The organism is Rhodohalobacter sp. SW132 (assembly GCF_003390325.1).
Classification (GTDB): Bacteria; Bacteroidota; Rhodothermia; order Balneolales; family Balneolaceae; genus SW132.
The window spans coordinates 26439-46730 of record NZ_QUOK01000003.1 but is presented as its reverse complement, the minus strand read 5'-3'; the positions used below and the strand labels follow the sequence as shown (position 1 = coordinate 46730).

Genomic DNA, 20292 nt, shown 5'->3' with positions numbered 1-20292 from the left:
CGATTAGATGGTTTCAGCATTTATTTTTTTAACCAGACGCTACTTAATATAACACCCTGATCTGTAAGATTAAATTCCCAGACCGAAACGATTTACCTCCTGGCGGTTGGATTCTTCACTATCGGGCAGCCGGAAGCGGCCATCGGTGAGAATCTCAACGTCGTAGGCGATTTCATCCGCAAGGTCTTCGCGTTCTGCGCTGTAGAAGTTAAACTGGAGCACAGTCATCAGACTGACCCGGAAATTAAGCTCCTGCATCAGCTCCTCGCGATTTCTGTTGCGTCGGTCGAGCTGTTCCTGAAGAGACCGGTATCGCTCCATCCTGGCGTTGGCCCTGGCGTTCTGCGCCCTATCATCCAGCCGCGAAATTTCCCGCTCCAGATCTTCAAGTTCCTTAATGTCGTACCGGATCTCGTGCTTCAACTGCTCAGAGATAAATGACGAGAGCTCAGTTGTTCGCTCAAATTCATCAACCCGGCTATAGCGATAGGAGTAGAGAGTTGGAATCATCCAGTCGTTCTCGACCTCCCGAAAGGGAATATGATCTTCACCATATTTCAACCAGTAGGCCGCCTGATCGGGTTCACCCTGCTCCATATACGCGTCAGCAAGCTGCATAAAACTGTATCGGTAGTTACTGAGCATCCGGCGAATGTTCTCATCAAAGTAAACCGTTGGGCTGTTCCATTTGTTAAACTGGAATCCGGCAAGGCGTTCTGCATGAACTTCAGTATCAATGTAGCCAAACTGACCGGAACCCGGACGATGTTTTGGAACCACCCGGAAGGCTTTCCCTTCAAACTGGAAGTACTCCTGCAGACCAAGCTGGCCATCTCCTGAAACAGTGTTTGCAAAGTAGATCGGCCGCAGCCACTGGTTTTGTTCAAGCAGTTCAAGCGCGACAATATCCTGCGCTTGAAGATAGAATCGCTGATTTCCCTGCTGATCTCTTCCGGCTGGGCGTCCTTCAAGATACCAGCTCACTTCATCATCAAGTTCTTCAACCGGAATGGAAAACGGAACGGCTGATCTAAGCTGATTCTGGATCATGGGGGTTATTTCCAGCCCGGGGAATTCGGTAACGTCACCTGAAAATGCCGCTTCAAGAAGTGGTTTATTCACAGGAATGGTAACATTGCCTGGCTGGTGAAGTTCAAATTGACCCGTTATCTGCTGGATCTCTTCATCGGAAAACGAGATTGGAAGCGGCAGTGATTCATGGGTTTGCCGGTCACGCATCTGCTTAATATACCAGTCGGTATTGAGCAGACTCAGGCAGACTACCCGAACATCTGTACGTATTCCCTCAACTTCCTGCAGGTACCAGAGCGGGAAGGTATCGTTATCGCCGTTAGTGAAAAGCATGGCGTACGGTTCAACCGAATTCAGTAGGTTGTAGGCGTAATCACGAGCTACATACCGCTCACTGCGATCATGACTCGGGTAGTTTTGATATCCCATCCAAACCGGTACGGCCAGAATCATCACGCTCAGTGCGCTGTAGGAAACCACACTGCTGTTTGATACAAATTTCCTCACCAGTTCGAGTATAGCGGTGGCCCCGATCCCAATCCATATGGAAAAGGCGAAGAACGATCCGGCGTAGGCATAGTCCCTCTCCCTCGGTTCAAACGGGGTTTGATTCAGGTAGAAAATGATGGCAAGGCCGGTGAGCACAAACAGTGCGAGAACCGACAGACCCCTCCTCCAGTCTTTTTGAAAGTGATAGATCATTCCTATCAGCCCGAACAGAAACGGCAGATAGAAATAGTAGGAGTGGGCCGGGTTATTTTTATGGCGGCTGTCGGAAAAACCGGAAACCCAGTTTGCGTTTTGAATATCTGAATCGCGGCCTATGAAGTTCCAGTTGAAATAACGCAGGTACATATGATTGACCTGGTAACTCCAGAAAAACTCCCAATCACTGTCAAAATTGGCATAATACTGTGTATGCCGGCCTTGAGCGGAGTGCCTTCGCGGAAACATTTTCTCTTCCGTTCGGTCGATGTTTCCTGTACGGTTATTGTAAGTGTATCCGCGCAAAAGAGGAGCCGTACCGTACTGATCCCGGCTGAGGTATGAAACAAAGTCGGTCAGCGTGGATGGATCATTTTCATCGATTGGGGGATCTGCTTGGGACCGGATGATTACCAATGCATAACTGGAGTAGCCTATCATAATCATCATATAACAGAGCAGCCCCATATTCAAATATCGCCTTCCTTTTTTATGGGTGTAATAGAGACCAAAAATCAGGGCACCGATAATCACAAAAAGATAGGTAAACGGTCCGATCAGCCCGTAGGTTGCTGCTGAAATTTCATCAGCAAGGTTCGGCAGATTGATAATGGTAATGGGGTAGACTGTTAAAAAACAGGCAACAGAAGCAGCAACGGTGATTAAAAATGATTTCACCGAAAATTCGTACAGTGTGAAGTAAATGATAAGTGCTACAAAGAAGACGGTAAGCAGGTTCAGCAGGTGAACGCCGATTCCAATTCCAAACAGGTAGGCAATGAGGATGAGCCATCGTTCGGAATGCTTTTCTTTGTGATTAGCGGCCCACTTAAGAGCCAGCCAAACAACAAGTGCAGTGAAAAATGTAGAAGTACCGTACATCTCCGCTTCAACAGCATTAAACCACTGAGTATGTGTGAACATGTAGGTGAATGCTCCGAGAAGGGCACCGCCGTAACTGCCGATTTTGTCGGTAAGAGTAAGTTCATCAATGGGACCGCGGAACTGTTCAATCAGGCGAATGGTAACGAGGTAGAGCAGCATAACCGTCAGGGCAGAGGCGGTGACACTGATCATGTTTATGCTTAGGGCAACATACTCAGCAGGAATGAACATGGAAACCAGGCGGCCAGCCAGGGCGAAAAAAGGAGATCCCGGTGGATGAGCTACCTGTAGCGTGTGTGAAATTGCGATATATTCGGCGGGGTCCCAGAAAGAGGCAGTCGGTGCAACTGTTAACGTGTAGACGACAAAGGCGATGAACCACGAAAGAAAAGCAAAAAAGATGTTTCGCGTTCGATGCTGAGCGAAAGTTGACGCAATATCCATAAAACGTTTGAACAGTTAAATGTTGATACAGTTCGGTTGAACGGTTCCCGTAACGTGCAGGTAGCTATAGTTATTTTTTGCCCTGCGAAAGACAGGTCAAAAGATACCTAAACAGATATTGAATGCACAATAAAAAATATCGTTCTGTAAGAATGAAAACGGAGGGATGTATTTTGCGTATTTGGAATTTTGAGTAGAGAACTGACATCTGTTCAACCCACTCCGGGGTTGGTGTTTTTTTGCCCTGCTAATTTCCCCGAGTTTCACCCAGTCGAAGAACCCGACCCTTCGGGTGGGCTATTCATGTTAAATCCCTCCGGGATTATCAATATCTATTCTTTTGAGAATGGAAAATTATCTACGAGTATAGAAAGCTGGAGGATCCTGGGATTCTGCTTAAGGGTCGATGTCTCCTGCAAAATCCCGGATAAACGATTTGCTATCTATTTATTTGTGATGCTATGGAGTGACGCTTTCCAACCAATTCACACACATACTCCGAAGGAGTAAAATGTGAATAGCCCCGGGTGAAACTCGGGGATTGGGAGAGGGTCGGTAGTCCGACAACCCCGAATGGGGTTGAATTCATGATTTATGAATAAATTTGTACATTTTATCTATTTCAAATTAATAAAGTAGAGAGAACCCATCATGAGTACGCATACACAAATCCTTTATCAGATTATCTTTAGTACAAAACTAAGAACACCAACCCTTTTGAAAGACAATCGTGAAGAGCTTTTTAAATACATTTGGGGAATATTGAAAAACAATAAATGCCATTTGTATAGAATCAATGGGGTAGAAGATCATTTGCACATTGTTACTCATGTTCATCCTTCAATTTCAGTATCGTCATTGGTAAAAGACATCAAAGTTTCTTGTAATTCGTATATCAAGTCAAATTTGTTGTTTCCGGAATTTACAGCATGGCAAGAAGGGTATTCCGCATTTACCTATTCTATTAAAGAAAAAAATCGGCTGATTGAATATGTGAAAAAACAGGAGACTCATCATAAAACCATTTCTTACCGGGAGGAGTTGATCACATTATTACAAGAACACCGGGTAGAATTTAATGAGAAATATTTGATGTGAACAAAGGCATGCAGTTCAACCCGCTTCGGGGTTGGTGTTTTTTTGCCCTGCTAATTTCCCCGAGTTTCACCCGGGGCTATTCACGTTAAATCCCTCCGGGATTATCAATATCCATTCTTTTGAGAGTGGAAAATTATCGACGAGTATAGATAGCGGGAAGATCCTGGGATTCTGCTTTAGGGTCGATGTCTCCTGCAAAATCCCGGATAAACGATTTGGAATCTATTTATTTGTGATACTATGGAATGACGCTTTCCCAGCCAATTCACACACATACTCCGAAGGAGTATAAAGTGAATAGCCCCGGGTGAAACTCGGGGATTGGGAGATGGCCGGTAGTCCGACAACCCCGAATGGGGTTGAATTAACGATTTCTGAATAGATATGTACATATTTCCGTATTACAAAAACACCGGGTAGAATTTAATGAGAAATATCTGATGTGAACATAGGCGTGTTGTTCAACCCACTCCGGGGTTGGTGTTTTTTTGCCCTGCTAATTTCCCCGAGTTTCACCCAGTCGAAGAACCCGACCCTTCGGGTGGGCTATTCACGTTAAATCCCTTCGGGATTATTAACATCCACGAATTCTATATTGAACCAATGGTTCTCTGATTTTCGAAAAACTCATCCGATGATAAACTAATATCCCTTCACACTTCCATCACCGCGCGGATCGGCAGCCCCGGTTCGCCAGCCATCTTCATCGATCACAATCAAATGCACACGGGCGATATCACGTGTAAGCCGGAGTTCATGACCTTTATTTCGGAGTAATTTTGCCGTGTCACTGGTAATTGCCAGTGATTCGTGATCAATTCTGTCAGGCAGCCACTGGTGGTGGAACCTTGGAGTTGAAATTGCCTCCGTCGCGTTCATATCGAATGCAATCACGTTTAGAATATTTTGCAGGGTAGAGGTGATAATCCGCGGACCACCAGCCGCACCGGCAACCATTCTTACCTCACCGTTTTGGGTCACAATCGTGGGGCTCATGCTGCTTAGCATCCGCTTGTTGGGTTCCACTGCGTTTGCTTCTGCACCGATCAGGCCAAACATGTTGGGTTCACCCGGTTTAGCGGAAAAATCATCCATTTCATTGTTCAACAGAAAACCTGCCCCGCTGACGGTGACGTAACTTCCATATGACCCATTCAGGGTGGTGGTAACTGCTACAGTATTTCCATCTCTGTCAACAACTGAAAAATGGGTGGTTTCAGGTCCTTCTTCGTAGGGTTGAACCGAACCGTGTTCAATATCATTACTGGGTGTGGCCCGATCGGGGGAGAAATCAGAAAAACGATGATCCAGATATGTTTCCGACATTAATGTTTCAAGCGGAATATCTGTAAAATCCGGATCGCCGAGATAGTAGTTTCGGTCGGCAAATGCGCGTCTGAACGCTTCAGATAGCAGGTGAATATAGCCGGACGAATTGATCCCGGTCTCGTCGGGGTTGAGCTCACCAATCTTTGAGAGCACCTGTTTCATCACGACACCGCCGCTGCTGGGTGGCGGCATCATGTGGAAGTCGTATCCCATATAGTGAGCCCGGAGCGGATTACGCCATTCACTTGAATAGTTGCGCAAATCCCGCAGCGTCATTACACCGCCCTGGCGCTGAAGTTCCTGCACAATTAAACGTGCTGTGATCCCTGAATAGAACCCATCACGCCCCACACGAGCGATTCTTTCGAGTGTTTCGCCCAGTTCATGCTGAATCAACAGGTGACCTTCTCTCCAGTTTGTACCATCCGGGCGAAGAAAAATTTCGCGGGAGCTCTCAAATTCAGCAAGCTGTTTCGCATATCGGTTCAGGCTTTCTGCGTGTGAGTGCCGAAGCCTGAAACCGCCGTTTGCCAGCGCAATGGCTGGCTCCATAATCACCTCAAGCGGCAGTGTTCCGTAGCGTTCCAGTGCGCTGATCATGCCATCTACGGTTCCCGGAACACCAGATGCAAGGCCGCCAATCCGGCTTTTATCAGGTACATAATTTCCATCATCATCCAGGAACATATTTCTTGTAGCATTTGCGGGTGCCTTCTCCCTGAAATCAAGCGTTTTAATCTCCCCATTAGACAGCCGTAAAACCATAAAACCGCCTCCTCCGATATTTCCGGCACTCGGCATGGTTACGGCGAGGGCAAACTGTATGGCAATCGCTGCATCCACAGCATTGCCACCTTTTTGGAGAATTTCGAGTCCGGCTTCGGTCGCGTAGTGATCGGCGCTGGAAATTACAGCATCCTGGTAAGGGATGGGAGATGCAACCTGGGCGGAAAGTTCAGGAACGGAAATGATCCAGAAGAAGAGAGCAATGAGAGCGAAGCGATAGTGCATGTCTGATGTATGATACGGTTAGCGAAAGTAAAAGAGAGCTTTGCATTACTACCCCGACTGCACGCTGTTTCTGTGTGTTGACGTGTTAATGCCACCCATCAGCCGGGTATTTCAAAGCATTGTATAAAAGTAACATAATTCACCCTGATTATTTACCAGGAAAAATTTTTACGGAGTATTCACATTCTATTTATCGGTTAATAATGAATATTTTGTAAACCGAAGTTCAATTTAAAAATTGTACAAAAAGTTGCTTCGGCCGCCCAAAATCTAAGCCCTTGGATGAAATTCTTTATGAACCTGGTGAAGGAGGGAGCGGTCAACATGTGTATATATTTCTGTTGTGATGATGGAACTGTGGCCAAGCATCTCCTGCACAGCCCTCAAATCCGCACCGCCTTCAAGCAGATGGGTGGCAAATGAGTGGCGGAAAATATGGGGATACACATTTTTCTCAATTCCGGCTTTTTCTGCATATTTGTTCACAATATTCCAGATACTCATACGGCTGAGCGGTCCGCCGCGCTGATTAAGGAAAAGTTTATTTTCAGCTTTTGAACGTTTTTTGGGATTGATAAACCGCTCCCTTACAGATTCTGTGTAGTGCTCAATGGCACTCTGAGCCATCCCGCCGACCGGCACCAGCCGCTCCTTATTCCCTTTACCGACCACGCGGATAAAGCCGATTTCAAAATACAGGTTGTCCAGTTCAAGGCCGGTGAGTTCGCTTACGCGCATTCCCGTTGCATAGAGAGTCTCCAGAATTGCCGCATCACGAATTCCGGCATCATCGGTACGGTCTGTTGTATCAATGATTTGAATGACTTCATCTGCGGAAAGTACTTCGGGAAGGGTCTGTGCTTTTTTTGGGAGGTCTACCAATTCTGCCGGATTCGCTTCCGAGAAGTTTTCCACGACTGCAAACTCGTGAAAACTGCGGATGCTCGAAATATTCCGGGCAATTGTGCCGGGTGAAAGTTCCAGTTCGGTCAGTTCATTCAGAAACTGTTCAATGTGTTGAAGTGTAACCCCGCCCAGGTCGTTCAGGCGGCACTCACGTCGTAAGAACAGCAGATACCGTTCAAGATCATTTTCATAGGAAACGACTGAATTTTTGGCAAGACCTTTCTCCACTTTTATAAACTGAAGGTACCGTTTTAGTTCAGTTGAAAATGGTTTCACCGGTCTTCCTGTTTCTCTTCCTCTTCTTTATTTACCTGGGAATTTTCTTCTCCGTGCTGATTTTGCCTGTCCGGATCCTGTTTCTCAGATCGAGCCTCAATGTCCGGTTCGGAGCTATCCTGGTGACGTTTAATCACTTTTTTCGATTTTAGCTCATCATCTTCAGGATATTCTACCCGGCTGTGGTATACGCCGACAAGAATACTTAAAAAGGTCTCTTTAATAATCTGGATGTGACGAAACGTGAGCGGACATGCATCCAGCTGCCCCTCGCTGATGTGATCGTCTACCATTCGATTAATCAAATTTTCAAGTTTGTTGTATGTGGGATTTTTCATCGCACGGGATGCAGCTTCCACACCATCTGCAAGCAGAAGAATACCTTGCTCCTTGGTCCAGGGAATCGGACCATCATAACGGTAATCTTCTTCCGGCACATCGGAATCGTCACGTGAATTCTTTTTCGCTTTATCGTAAAAATACCGGATCAGAGAGGTGCCGTGATGAGTTCTGATGAAGTCGATGACCACCTGGGGAAGATCATTCTTTTTGGCCATTTTTTCCCCGTCGCTTACGTGGGCTTTAATCACAAGGGCGCTCATTTTCGCTTTCAGTTTGTCGTGATCGTTGCCTTCCTGCTGATTTTCGATAAAATAACTCGGTTTCACCATCTTACCGATATCATGATACATTGCGCCCACACGGCAGAGCAGAGCGTTTGCTTCAATTGCTGATGCAGCCGCTTCCGCGAGATTTGCAACCTGCAGGCTATGATGGAAGGAGCCAGGAGCTTTTGTCATCAGATCTTTCATTAGCGGACGATTGGTGTCACTCAGCTCCAGCAGTGTAAAATCGGTGGTGACCCGGAACAACTTCTCAATGATCAGAATCAGCGGATAGGTGAAGAGAATAAACACTGAGTTGATCGCCACAGCCAGTGTTGTATCCAGAAATTGCGTCCATCCGGCATACCGGGCCAGGGAAAACCCGCCCAGAACAAGCATGTAGCTGCAGAAAACGATAAACGGGGTAGATAAGAAAAACTGTGACCTGTTTTTGATATCTCTCACAGAAAAGATACCGAGACTACACGCGGTGATGGTAGCCACAAGGTATTCGAAATTGTTATCGTGCATCACAGCCGTGATTATGGCCAGCGTTATGGTTGCCATCAGGCCAACACGTGAGTCGAAAATGATAGTAAGGATAATGGGTGCAATGGCGATTGGAACGACCAGCATGTTAAGTGTCTCAAACTGGTAGATGATTGCGCTCCCCACGCAAAGAGCTGCGAGGATCAGGAATACCATCAAAAAATTCGAAATATCGTTAAAAATGGGTTTCCTGTAGAGAAACAGGTAATAGAGGAATAGAATGGTTACCACGATGATGATCAGTGCTTCACCACCCTGACGTGTAAACCGTTCAAATTGTGTGGCTGTGGATGCACGGGCTTCGGCGAGGCTTCTCAGTTTATTTTCCCTTTCAGCCGTAACAATATCACCCCGGCGGATAATCACCTCTCCGCTGGTTACCACACCTTTGGTTCTGGAGATTTCATCCAGCTGTTCGGATAGTATTGCCTCCGTTGCCTCTTCATTATACTCCCAGTTCGGTTCGAGAACCTGGTCGGTGATCTGCAGCGCTATTCGGGCGATATCAGCCGAGAATTGATTTCGGATCCTGTTTTGAGCAAATTCAATCGCATCGTACAGATCCCGCGTATTGTTCAAAATGATCGTGCGTTCGGTTCTTTCCTGGAGATTTCTGACCGTAATTTCACGTGTTTCAATATCATCTTTCGGTATGTCGAGCACTCCGCTGTTGTAGATCTGTGTGAGCACCCGGTCGAGCTCCGTTCGGATTTCATTAAGCACCGAGCGACCCTGGCTGCCGTTGTTCAGACGCATATTTGCATAATTTTCGAGCAGCACATTCCACGCTTCGTCAGTAAACTCCACATTTGACAGGTTTTTTTCCTGCACAAATCGAATACTGTCATTTCGTGCGGCCGAATCATCACTCTGCTTAGAACGCTGCCACTGTACATAAGCGTCAATAACGGGCTGGAGATTTCGGTACATTGAATCCAGTGCGTCCTGAGACTCATTTCTTACCGCATTGTTCACATGAAAAACAGGGGGTGTTTCAGAGCGTATGGCATCCCTTTCGTCCTGGAGCTCTTCTTCAGTTTTTAGTTCTGAGAAGGTGAACGGAGCGGTAAGATCGTCAGCCCGCCACGGTTCGCCAACGGAATAACTCGAAACAGGCTGGTAGATAACATCCGGTGATGCGTACAATATCAGCCCGAGGAAACCGAAGATAATAAGCACCCGGTAGATCACTTTTCGCTTATTTTCGGCCTCAATCTGCTCTTTTTTCTTTTTTTCGCCGATGTTCGGAGCTCCTTCACTCTTTTTTCGACCCAGGCCTAATTTTTCCAGTACTTTCATCTTATAACATTCTTGTAATTACAGAAGCGCAAACCGGTATAGTACAAATTACATCCGTAATGATACCAAAATTATGAACCCGAATTCGCACGTATTGAAGATTAATCAATATTACGTCCTACAAGTCGGTTAAACTCCGGTTCACTGATAACAGGAATTTCAAGCTTTTGTGCTTTTTTAAGTTTACTACCCGCCGATTCCCCCGCCAGCAGGTAATCGGTATTGCTGCTGACCGATGAGGTTGTTTTCCCTCCGTTTTTTTCAATCCATTCGGTGGCTTCTTTGCGAGTGAGTGTTGGCAGTGTGCCCGTCAGAACAAACGTTTTTCCAGCTAATTTGTTGGATTCGGTCTCATCTGCCTCAGCCTCGAACTGTAAACCGGCATTTTTTAACGTTTCAATGATCTGTCGGTTTTTGGAATGATCGAAAAATGCGATCACAGAACCCGCAATTTTTGGTCCGATAGAGTCAGTTTCTGTCAGTTTTTCCTCATCTGCCTGTAAAATAGCGTCCAGTGATCTGAAACTTTGTGCCAGATCTTTTGCCACGGTTTTACCCACAAATCGAATGCCAAGCGCATAGAGCACGCGGCTGAACGCCTGACATCTACTCTGGTCTATGGCATCAATTAAATTTTGAGCACTTTTTTCGGCCATACGTTCCAGCGGAATTAAATCCTCCTTTGAAAGGCTGTACAGATCGGCGTAGCTGGAAATCAAACCGGCATCCACCAGCTGATCCACAACGGCTTCACCGAGGCCTTCAATATCCATCGCATCTCGCGATGCAAAGTGGATGATGCGTTCCCGTACCTGCGGCGGACATTCCGGGTTCTCACATCTCCATTTTACCTCTCCTTCAAATTTTACCAGTTTCTCACCACACGCTGGACAGTTTTCGGGCATTTTGAACGGCTCCGGACGATCTTCCCGTTCCGGGTTAACAACTGAAATAACCTGGGGGATAATTTCACCGGCTTTTTCTACAACAACAGTATCGCCGGGACGGATATCCTTTCTCAGAATTTCATCTTCATTATGCAGCGAAGCCCGCTTTACGGTGGTTCCTGCAAGAAGCACCGGTTTCAATTCAGCCACAGGGGTGATGCTTCCCAGCCGGCCTACCTGGAGTGTAATCGATTCAATAATGGTAGTGGCCTGGTCTGCCTCGAATTTGTATGAAATTGCCCACCGGGGAGACTTCGATGTTGTTCCAAGCTGTTCGCGGTATTTCTCTTCATTTACCTTAATTACGATTCCATCCGTTTCGTAAGGGAGTTCATGCCTGCGGTCATCCCATTTGGTGATCTCATCCAGAACCTCATCAATTGTATCACAAACTGAAAAGTGCTCACACACCGGGAGTCCGTACTCCTTCAGAAGGTCCATTTTTGTTGCCTGGGTTCGTTTTTCATCATCCTCTTCAAATAGCAAATCAAAAGCAAACATGCGGATCGGGCGCCGGGCAACTTCCTGCGGATCTTGCATTTTCAGCGATCCAGCCGTAGAGTTTCTCGGGTTTGCAAACGGCTGCAGACCTGATTCCTCCCGGAATTGATTTAACCGTACAAAAGCTTCTTTCTCCATATAAGCTTCGCCGCGAATTTCGAGCAGATCGGGAGAGTGTTCCGGTAAGGTTAAAGGAATATCTTTTATCGTTTTGATGTTGGATGTGATGTCGTCACCCCGCTCACCATCTCCACGGGTAGTGCCAAGCACGAGCTGACGGTTTTCGTATCGAAGGCGTATGGATGCACCATCAAATTTTAGTTCAACAGCGTATGTGAACTCGTTGTCCGCCAGTCGATCACGTACTCTTCTATCGAATTCTTTAAGGTCGTCGGGATTGTAGGTGTTGTCCAGGCTGAGCAGTGCAACGGGATGCTCAACGGTAGGGAACTGGTCGGTAGGTTTTTCGCCAACGCGCCTGGTAGGAGAATCTTCGGTTTGCAGGTCAAACTCCAATTCAAGTTCCCGCAGTTCATTCAGGGCTTCATCAAACTCTTTGTCGCTGATAAACGGTTTGGCATCGTCGTAATAGGCCCGGTTTGCCCGTTCAATAAGATCACGGATTTCACCAACACGACGCTTCGCCTGCTTCATGTCCATAACAAAAAAATCTTTATCTGGTATTTAAAAAAAGGAGGGACGGGTCAAGACAGTGTCAGGTTCAGCCGCATTCGCCGGGAGTTCAAAAGGAACCGGTGTAGCCCATCGGGGATCAGAATCGAACAGGTCCCGGGTGAGTTCCACAGCGTTTTCCTCTTCGTTGAAATACTGACCGCGGAAGTTATCGATACGATTCCCATTAAGGAATAGCAGCATATTGGAGTAGCTTCCTCTTATTCGCACCGTATCCTGGAATTCATAATTGTACGCAGTTCCCTGATCAAGCCAGTAGGGATCAATCCGCGGCTTAAGGTCACTCCAGACGCGCACCGGATCCAGCCGGTCAAAAGCAGCGTAGACGGTTACATGGAGTGTATCCTCAAGAACGGCGGGAGCAGAAGGCTGTTCCTGCTGGTTATCCGAGAGATCAAGCGCCAGATTCTGTTCTTCACTTTCCGGAGCGCCGGGCAGCGGCTGCTCGGCTCCCACACTTTCCGGTGGAGGAACATCGTCTGATGTGAAAAATCCGAACTGTGTGATCAGGATAGCCGCAGTAACAATCAAAATAACAATCAACCCGGCACTGATAATCCAGACGGATGGTTGTGCACGTTTTCTTTTAGAGTCATGGCTTAAACCTGACCAATTTATGTTTCCCATATCCGGCTCTCTGCGAGCAGAAGAAGCAGAAGTTCTCTTTTCGGAAGGCGGGGTTTGTTTCTCACCCTTTTCATCTTCAAACGTCCAGGTTGGTGACTTTTTTACATTCTTTTTTGGCTTGGATGAGTCGGTTTTTTCTGCATCGGTTTCAAGGTCGGTTAACTCATCACTCTCGTCATCAATCTTACCGGAACGTTCTTTACTCTCATCTTCATCCGATTCTTCATTTTCCTGTAATCCTTTCTTTTTTCGAATCTCCGGAAAATCCTGAAGTAACAGATGGTTGTAATTACCGAGCTCTTCCTGGTCGAGCGCGCGGGTTACCTGATCTTCATTTAATTTGAGTGCTCTGCCATACGTCCGCACAAAGCTGCGGATATAGGTGTTAATCTCTTTATTATCCATGAAAATAGATCCATCTTCAATAGATTGAAGAGTGTCCAGAGGTAACCGTGTTGCTTTATGAATGTCTTCGATTGATAAACCTTTGTGAGCACGAATCGAAGCGAGATCATTTCCTATTGATGGCATTTGAATGCTTTTGTTTTAAAGTGAACAACATGAAATCTAATTAAATCTGAGCCTATCTAAAAGGGATTTAGTGAAGTTAAGCATTCAGAATCGAAATCATAAGAAGCGAATGGTTTTCAGCGTGTCAAAAAAGTGTAAGGGATGGTGCTAAATCTGATCATAAAAGAACAGAGAGTACACATCCACAATAATAAATAAACGAATTGATGGCTTTTTTAAATGCAGAACGATTCCGAAACGCGATTGGAGATCTTGTTTTTCCGCCGGTTTGTGCCTGTTGTGGTGATGTTACCATCAGCAGAACAGAGATAATTTGTGAATTTTGCATCCGCTCGCGTTTTGAACCTGATCATGAAGACGAATCGATCCTGTTGCCGGACTTTGTACAATTCCGGTACGCGCTCTGGCAATTTGATAAAATGGGATACCTGCAGGATTTGCTCCACAAGTTGAAATACGATCATCTTGCGGGAGTGGGCCGAAGGCTTGGGAAAGAGATTGGAAGAGCACTTGTTCGAAACCAGATTCTTGAAAATCTTCATCAATCCGCAGAAAAGACGCTACTGATCCCTGTACCGCTGCACAAAAAGCGATACAGAAAACGGGGTTATAATCAATCGAGAGTCATTGCAGAGGGAATAAACCGGGCTGCCGGTATTGATCTGATCCCGGAAGGCGCTATTATACGTCGTAAAAGAACAAAAACACAGACCGGACTGAATAGCCGGCAAAGGACAAAAAACCTGAGCGGAGCCTTTCAGCTTGCCGGTGATATATCGGCTGATGAGTGTTTTGCAGTAATTGTGGATGATGTTTACACCACGGGCGCCACAACGTTTGAACTGGCAGGAATGCTGAACAGGGAAATAGGCATTCAATCTGCTATTGTGACGATTGCCCGAACTTGAACCTGTGATTTTTAAGATATAGCGAGTATCTTTACGTCTATGTTTGGAAATAGCTCGCACAGAATAAATATATTAGAATCACCGGTGTCGACCATATCGTCAGCCGGCCACTGGTTTTTTGCAACCCGGAAAACGGTAGAGGAGTACGTACCCGGAATCCTGAAAAAGCACTCCTTCGAATCGCTCATACACAAATCAATCCTCTGGATCGACAGCACCGACTCCCTGGCCATGCTGCTCTACTTTGCCCTGGCCTTTGTTATTAACCCGTGGATCGCCGCGGCAGTAACATTTGGGTTCCATTTCTGGTGGTACTTCAATAAAAGTGCGTTTGTCTCTCTTTCAATGCTGCCGGTTCTGCGGGTGATCCATCACGAGTTTGTGCAGCTGTTAGCGGCCGGGCTCCTTCTCAGCCTGATGGGAATCAACGGCATGTACCTGGCTCTTTTTTTTGGTGTGATTTTCTTTTTCTTGTTCAAAATCGGCCTTCTCAGGCGTTTTTGGGACCGTTTTGATAAAAAGAAAGCGAAAGATAAACTTCCGTTAAACGACCGTGTACTGAAAATGCTGCTGGTCAGATACTCAATGAAAGAGAACATCGCACCGCAGGAAGTACAGCGGCTGGAGAAGCATGTGCAGGATGCAGTGATCAAATTCAATACGAAAAAGAAAAAATGAGCCTTACCCGGTTATTTATTATTCGCCACGGTGAAACAGATTTCAACCGTAAGCAGATGCTTCAGGGCAGGGGCATCGATGCGCCGCTGAATGCAACCGGCCAGAAACAGGCGCTGCAGATAGCGGCTGCCCTTGAAAAAGAAGAAGTAGGGAAAATTGTGGCCAGCAGCATGATGCGCTCCATACAGACAGCGCAGCCGCTGGCATCTAAACTCGGTATGCCGATCGAATCTTTTGAAGATCTGGATGAGATGGATTTTGGTGACTTTGAGGGGAAGAGAAAAACCGAAGTATTGGAAGAAATTGAAAGAATTCACACGGAGTGGGCATCCGGAAATGTGTCGCTCAAAATTCCCGGAGGTGAATCCCCGGAAGAGGTATTTAAAAGAGCCGACAGCCGGATTAAAACGCTCCTGGATGGAAAAGACGATTCCCAGGTGATGATTCTGCATAGCCGGCTGATACGCATTTTACTTTCGGAATGGCTCGGCTACGGATTAAAAAACATGCACAAAATTGAGCATTCAAACGGTGCCATTAATTTGATTATAAAAAATGGTACAGCGATCGAGGCGGAATATCTGAACAGTATCGTACATTTAACCTGATCCATTATTTTTTTACGATTTTCGTTTCTGGGCGCAGTATTGGATAGTCATCGTATGAGTCATCCATGAATCATATATTGATTCAGTGCAGCCCGATTTTTCGGAAAACTCATCCGATATCAATACGATATTATATCCAAGTCTCGACACTATTCAATTTAAAATCATTAAGCCGAGGAATTGAATAAAGTCCATCTTACAAACGGAATCAAATGAACTATTGTACTAATAGACCTTTTATCAGCTTTCAATTTTCCGGCCTTTGATTACTGAAGGAGGTGCTTGGTTTGCAGGGAGTGCATGCGATGCTTGTAAAAACTACCGGCCAAATCTAAGATTACTGTCACTAAGTGATGTGGACCTTTGTAATCTCCCCTTTGAGGGGAGTGCGGCTTTAGCCGCGAGGGGTGTTCACATCGCAAAACGGACCGCAAATCCCGACTGAAGGAATCACCAGCCCGGCGGGTTTTGGATACTGCCGCCTGCCCCGAGCGCTTTTGTCTCGGGGACCGTTCAAAAGTATCAGGGAAAGAATCTATAATTGGTTTATATTAATGAAATAGTCTTTAAAAGTGGGGCAATACTTAAAAAAGATAATTGATCAAAAAGTTATTGATTATAAGTTCTTACCTCAATAGTTCTGCTTCGAGGCAGTACATTAGATTAGATCCTTTGTGAATGGACGCTAAGAATTTGTTGTTTAAAAGATCCTATAATAATACAATTGAAAATAGTTGAGCTATGAGTGAAAAAGTTCGTGACATGTTTGCTGATATTGCTGATGATTATGATAAAATCAACAGTATACTTTCGTTTGGGGTACATAACGGCTGGCGTAAAAAAGCGGTACAGATGAGCGGCGCTCAACCGGGTGACCGTGTCCTGGATTGTGCAACCGGAACTGGCGATCTCGCTTTTGAATTTAAGAATCGTGTAGGGCATACCGGGTCGGTTACCGGTACCGATTTTTGTAAAGAGATGATTGAACACGCCCCTGCAAAAGCAGATAAAAAGCAAATGGTTGTAGAGTTTGAAGTGGCAGATGCCATGGATTTACCCTACGAAGATAATTCATTCGATATTGCAAGTATCGCTTTTGGCATCCGTAATGTAGATGATCCGAAAATTTGCCTTCAGGAGATGGCCAGGGTGGTCCGGCCCGGCGGACGGGTTGTAGTTCTCGAATTTGGCCAGCCCGGTGGTGTGGTCAAATACCCGTATGAATTTTACAGTAAACACGTGATGCCTGCAATCGGCGGCTGGATCAGCGGGAATCGAGACGCCTACACCTATCTGCCGGAAACCAGTGCGGCATTTCCGGCCGGCCGCGCTTTTATGGATCTTATGGACAACACCGGTGTATTCAGAGAAAAAAAATCGGAAAGTCTTACCGGTGGTATTGCCTACGTATATGTGGGCACCGTAAAAGATAATTAGTATATTGCCCCCCTTATATTAAGAGTTGAATTCTGCAATTGAAGAACTGTGCTATTTAGATGAGGCTGTGGCATTTAGGCTGCGGACTCATGGAGAATTCAGCATCAATTTTGAATCCGAAAAATCTTTACTGATGAAGATTGAAGAAATAAAAAATTATATACCTCACAGATACCCTTTTCTGCTTGTTGATCGCGTACTTGAACTTGAAGAGAAGCGAATCGTTACGCTGAAAAATGTGACAGCGAACGAAGAATTTTTTAACGGCCACTTTCCCGGTCAGCCGATTATGCCGGGCGTTCTGCAGGTTGAGGCGATGGCTCAAACCGGGTGCATCATGCTGATGAACAGCGCTCTTGTAGAAAATCCCGATGAAACGCTGATGGTGTTCACCGGTATCAACAGCGCTAAATTCCGGAAGTCAGTTGTTCCGGGTGATCAGCTTATCATGGAGGTGGAACTCACAAACCACCGCAGAAATTTCGTTACCATGAAAGGAGTAGCGAAAGTGGATGATAAGGTGGTGTGTGAACTCGAAGCTTCATCCGCGATTGTTCCCCGGGAGAAGGCATGAGCACACAAAAACGATCTCAGCGATCCGATAAAGTGACCACTCAAACCGTGGTTGAAATGAAGAAAAACGGTGAGAAGATCAGCATGCTCACCGCCTATGATTATACCATGGCCGGTATAGTGGATTCGGCCGGGGTGGATGTGATCCTGGTAGGGGATTCCGCAAGTAACGTCATGGCTGGTTTTGATACGACCGTTCCGATGACGCTTGATCACATGATCTATCACACCTCATGCGTGGTGCGTGGTGTCAGCCGGGCTCTTGTGATAGCAGACCTGCCGTTTATGAGCTACCAGGTAACATCGAAAGAAGCGCTGATCAGTGCCGGCCGGATGATGAAAGAAGCTGGTGCACACGCTGTGAAACTCGAGGGTGGGAATGCGATATCAAAAACAGTTAAAAAAATTGTAGATGCCGGAATTCCGGTTATGGGTCACCTCGGGCTCACACCACAAAGTATTTATAAGTTCGGTACATATAAAGTTCGGGCGAAAGAAGAAGAGGAGGCAGATCAGCTGATTGCCGACGCCAGGAAACTTGAAAAAGCCGGTGTATTCTCCATCGTGCTGGAAAAAATCCCATCCTCGCTTGCAGAAAAAGTAACGGCCGAACTCTCCATTCCAACGATCGGTATCGGAGCCGGTCCGCATTGTGACGGCCAGGTTCTGGTGATTCACGACATGCTCGGGCTGAATAAAGATTTTAGTCCGCGTTTTTTACGCCGATACGCCGATCTGAATTCCGAGATGGACCGAGCAGTTAAACAGTACATTTCTGACGTGAAAGAGGGTGATTTCCCGAATGAGGATGAACAGTATATCTAATTAACTTTATCGATTTTTGATGAACAACAGTAAAGATAAACGCCCCCTGATTCTTGTTTGCAACGACGACGGAATTTTTTCAAATGGTATAAAAGCGCTGATGGAGACGGCCGCCGAGTTTGGTGATGTTGAAGTTGTGGCTCCTGATCGTCAGCAGAGCGCGGTTGGGCACGCCATCACGGTATCCACGCCATTAAGGGCACGGGTGCTCCAGCTCGATAAAGAGTTTAGCGGCCGGGCTGTGAACGGCACACCGGCTGATTGCATTAAACTGGCTCACAATCAGCTTCTTGATCGTAAACCGGACCTGGTTGTCAGCGGGATTAATCACGGAAGCAATGCGGGGATTAATATCATCTACTCCGGTACGGTGAGTGCCGCAACGGAAGGTACAATTCTGGGGTATCCATCCATCGCATTCTCCTGCACCGATTTTGATGAAGATGCCGATCTGCACGGGTGTAAGGAGGCAGCGAGAAGGGTGATTCGGTACGTGCTTAAAAATGGAATTCAGAAAGGGGTGACGTTAAATGTAAATGCTCCATCAGGTCCGCTGAAAGGAATTCGCTGGGCACGGCAGGCCAAAAGCCGGTATGTAGAAGAGTTTGAAGGGAGGGTTGATCCGCATAACCGTGATTATTACTGGATGACCGGGAAATTTGAGCTTCTTGAAAAAAATGGCGGCAGCGATATCGATTTTCTTGAAAAAGGTTACGCATCCATCACACCGATTCAATACGACCTCACCGCCCGAGAGCTTCTCGATTCGCTGAAGAGTACGGAGTTGTAGATTACAGTTATTAACGTCATCGGATGAGTGAACTTTGAGGAGGCTTTGAATTTATTCCTATACGACAAATTAAAATTGACTCATCCGATGACTTTTGCATTGAAATGTCAATGACTGAATGAAGTTCAAACCGTCATGACGTGCTTTGGTGCGGCATCTACCGTTCATGTTCGATCTGTGAATCCTGTTCAGGGATAGCATCTTTTCTTTGAATTTTGAATCTTAGATAGGATATCTCGGATCGGAGTCCGCGATGACGTTGAAAGGGATATGAAGTTAACCACAGTCATGCCGTGCCCCGACACGGCATCTCCCATTCATGGCCGATCTGTGAATTCTTTCCAGGGGTCGATCTTTTCTTGTACCGCAGATCAGGGCCCGCCATGACGTGGTGGTTGCACCCAGAAATACTGCAAACTATCTACCTCAGAACCCGTCTCGTAGAGACGATATATTTGTAGAAAACCAATCGTTGCCAACCAAGGTTGTTCCGTAGGAACAATTTATTTTCCTGTACAGGCTACCATCCATGCGTAGATCCCAAATCAAACGCGAAATATAACGTGCCTACGGCACGCCCGATCCCATTGGCATTCATTTGTTCTACAAATATAATGCACCGATAGGAGCATGGTTTACCACAATAAAAGTGATCAGCCCCGAACGGGGCGTAAATCAACAGCCCGGGGTTGCATCACCGGGAATACGTTGGGCATAAAAACCCGGAACCCCGAGGCGATGAATTCAGCCGAATTAATGAACACACCGAGGGGAATCCGATGAATATTGCACCACACCGAATCTATTGACCAAGCTAATGATTTCCCCGAAAACCGCCCCGGTTGGTTGGTATGTTTGTAGAAACTACAGATTGATTTGCATGCAAGATTTCCCGAGGCGAAACATCAGGAAATGGCGAACAAATAATTCGAGGGGTTTACCGAAAAACCCTCCACCGCTCCACCGTACCGAATCCGTTGATCAAAATCGATGAACCTCCATCGGATTTAATTCTCAATCCTTTGTTTATGTATC

The 20292-nt window shown here is 46.2% G+C and carries 14 protein-coding genes; 8 read left to right on the top strand and 6 right to left on the bottom strand.

Features of this window, described 5'->3' with window-relative positions; translation table 11 throughout:
• Positions 1 to 69: 69 nt before the first annotated feature.
• Positions 70 to 3066 carry a DUF2723 domain-containing protein gene (locus DYD21_RS07205; protein WP_116034706.1) on the bottom strand — a complete coding sequence of 999 codons (2997 nt, stop codon included), beginning with the start codon at positions 3064 to 3066 and terminating at the stop codon, positions 70 to 72.
• 651 nt (positions 3067 to 3717) lie between these two features.
• Here DYD21_RS07205 and tnpA point away from each other — a divergent pair.
• Entirely contained in the window at positions 3718 to 4164 is a 447-nt protein-coding gene (tnpA, locus tag DYD21_RS07200; RefSeq protein WP_116034703.1) for an IS200/IS605 family transposase, read from the top strand.
• Positions 4165 to 4806: 642 nt separating this feature from the next.
• Here the strand turns inward: tnpA and ggt are convergent.
• From ggt to DYD21_RS07175, 5 genes are all read right to left on the bottom strand, one after another.
• Complete coding sequence (gene ggt, locus DYD21_RS07195) at positions 4807 to 6504, bottom strand: gamma-glutamyltransferase (RefSeq protein WP_116034701.1); 1698 nt, start codon at positions 6502 to 6504, stop codon at positions 4807 to 4809.
• A 270-nt stretch (positions 6505 to 6774) separates the two neighbouring features.
• Entirely contained in the window at positions 6775 to 7686 is a 912-nt protein-coding gene (xerD, locus tag DYD21_RS07190; protein WP_116034699.1) for a site-specific tyrosine recombinase XerD, read from the bottom strand.
• Complete coding sequence (locus DYD21_RS07185; protein WP_116034697.1) at positions 7683 to 10139, bottom strand: HD family phosphohydrolase; 2457 nt, start codon at positions 10137 to 10139, stop codon at positions 7683 to 7685. Before DYD21_RS07185 ends, xerD begins: the two co-directional genes overlap by 4 nt.
• Before the next feature lie 101 nt (positions 10140 to 10240).
• Complete coding sequence (gene ligA, locus DYD21_RS07180; RefSeq protein ID WP_116034695.1) at positions 10241 to 12247, bottom strand: NAD-dependent DNA ligase LigA; 2007 nt, start codon at positions 12245 to 12247, stop codon at positions 10241 to 10243.
• Positions 12248 to 12271: 24 nt separating this feature from the next.
• Entirely contained in the window at positions 12272 to 13438 is a 1167-nt protein-coding gene (locus DYD21_RS07175) for a RodZ family helix-turn-helix domain-containing protein (RefSeq protein ID WP_116034693.1), read from the bottom strand.
• Positions 13439 to 13644: 206 nt separating this feature from the next.
• Here DYD21_RS07175 and DYD21_RS07170 point away from each other — a divergent pair, with 206 nt between their 5' ends.
• From DYD21_RS07170 to surE, 7 genes are all read left to right on the top strand, one after another.
• Positions 13645 to 14346, top strand: a complete 702-nt coding sequence (locus DYD21_RS07170) for a ComF family protein (protein WP_116034690.1) — start codon at positions 13645 to 13647, stop codon at positions 14344 to 14346.
• An 84-nt stretch (positions 14347 to 14430) separates the two neighbouring features.
• Positions 14431 to 15024, top strand: coding sequence for a hypothetical protein (locus DYD21_RS07165; RefSeq protein WP_147303516.1), 594 nt, complete (start codon positions 14431 to 14433; stop codon positions 15022 to 15024).
• Positions 15021 to 15632: a histidine phosphatase family protein gene (locus DYD21_RS07160; RefSeq protein WP_116034686.1), complete on the top strand. Its 612-nt coding sequence runs from the start codon at positions 15021 to 15023 to the stop codon at positions 15630 to 15632. Before DYD21_RS07165 ends, DYD21_RS07160 begins: the two co-directional genes overlap by 4 nt.
• Before the next feature lie 741 nt (positions 15633 to 16373).
• Positions 16374 to 17069, top strand: a complete 696-nt coding sequence (ubiE, locus tag DYD21_RS07155; protein ID WP_116034684.1) for a bifunctional demethylmenaquinone methyltransferase/2-methoxy-6-polyprenyl-1,4-benzoquinol methylase UbiE — start codon at positions 16374 to 16376, stop codon at positions 17067 to 17069.
• Positions 17070 to 17202: 133 nt separating this feature from the next.
• Positions 17203 to 17643, top strand: a complete 441-nt coding sequence (gene fabZ / locus DYD21_RS07150; protein ID WP_199535482.1) for a 3-hydroxyacyl-ACP dehydratase FabZ — start codon at positions 17203 to 17205, stop codon at positions 17641 to 17643.
• Positions 17640 to 18467, top strand: coding sequence for a 3-methyl-2-oxobutanoate hydroxymethyltransferase (gene panB / locus DYD21_RS07145; protein ID WP_116034681.1), 828 nt, complete (start codon positions 17640 to 17642; stop codon positions 18465 to 18467). Before fabZ ends, panB begins: the two co-directional genes overlap by 4 nt.
• Positions 18468 to 18486: 19 nt before the next feature.
• Entirely contained in the window at positions 18487 to 19257 is a 771-nt protein-coding gene (gene surE, locus DYD21_RS07140; RefSeq protein WP_116034679.1) for a 5'/3'-nucleotidase SurE, read from the top strand.
• Positions 19258 to 20292: the final 1035 nt, after the last annotated feature.

What these genes read in the sequence shown, in the direction of transcription:
- DYD21_RS07185 (WP_116034697.1), bottom strand. Translation starts at nt 10,139, where the DNA reads ATGAAAGTACTGGAAAAATTAGGCCTGGGTCGAAAAAAGAGTGAAGGA.
- ligA (WP_116034695.1), bottom strand. Translation starts at nt 12,247, where the DNA reads ATGGACATGAAGCAGGCGAAGCGTCGTGTTGGTGAAATCCGTGATCTT.
- tnpA (WP_116034703.1), top strand. Translation starts at nt 3,718, where the DNA reads ATGAGTACGCATACACAAATCCTTTATCAGATTATCTTTAGTACAAAA.
- DYD21_RS07205 (WP_116034706.1), bottom strand. Translation starts at nt 3,066, where the DNA reads ATGGATATTGCGTCAACTTTCGCTCAGCATCGAACGCGAAACATCTTT.
- DYD21_RS07160 (WP_116034686.1), top strand. Translation starts at nt 15,021, where the DNA reads ATGAGCCTTACCCGGTTATTTATTATTCGCCACGGTGAAACAGATTTC.
- DYD21_RS07175 (WP_116034693.1), bottom strand. Translation starts at nt 13,438, where the DNA reads ATGCCATCAATAGGAAATGATCTCGCTTCGATTCGTGCTCACAAAGGT.
- surE (WP_116034679.1), top strand. Translation starts at nt 18,487, where the DNA reads ATGAACAACAGTAAAGATAAACGCCCCCTGATTCTTGTTTGCAACGAC.
- panB (WP_116034681.1), top strand. Translation starts at nt 17,640, where the DNA reads ATGAGCACACAAAAACGATCTCAGCGATCCGATAAAGTGACCACTCAA.
- fabZ (WP_199535482.1), top strand. Translation starts at nt 17,203, where the DNA reads ATGAAGATTGAAGAAATAAAAAATTATATACCTCACAGATACCCTTTT.
- DYD21_RS07170 (WP_116034690.1), top strand. Translation starts at nt 13,645, where the DNA reads ATGGCTTTTTTAAATGCAGAACGATTCCGAAACGCGATTGGAGATCTT.
- ubiE (WP_116034684.1), top strand. Translation starts at nt 16,374, where the DNA reads ATGAGTGAAAAAGTTCGTGACATGTTTGCTGATATTGCTGATGATTAT.
- ggt (WP_116034701.1), bottom strand. Translation starts at nt 6,504, where the DNA reads ATGCACTATCGCTTCGCTCTCATTGCTCTCTTCTTCTGGATCATTTCC.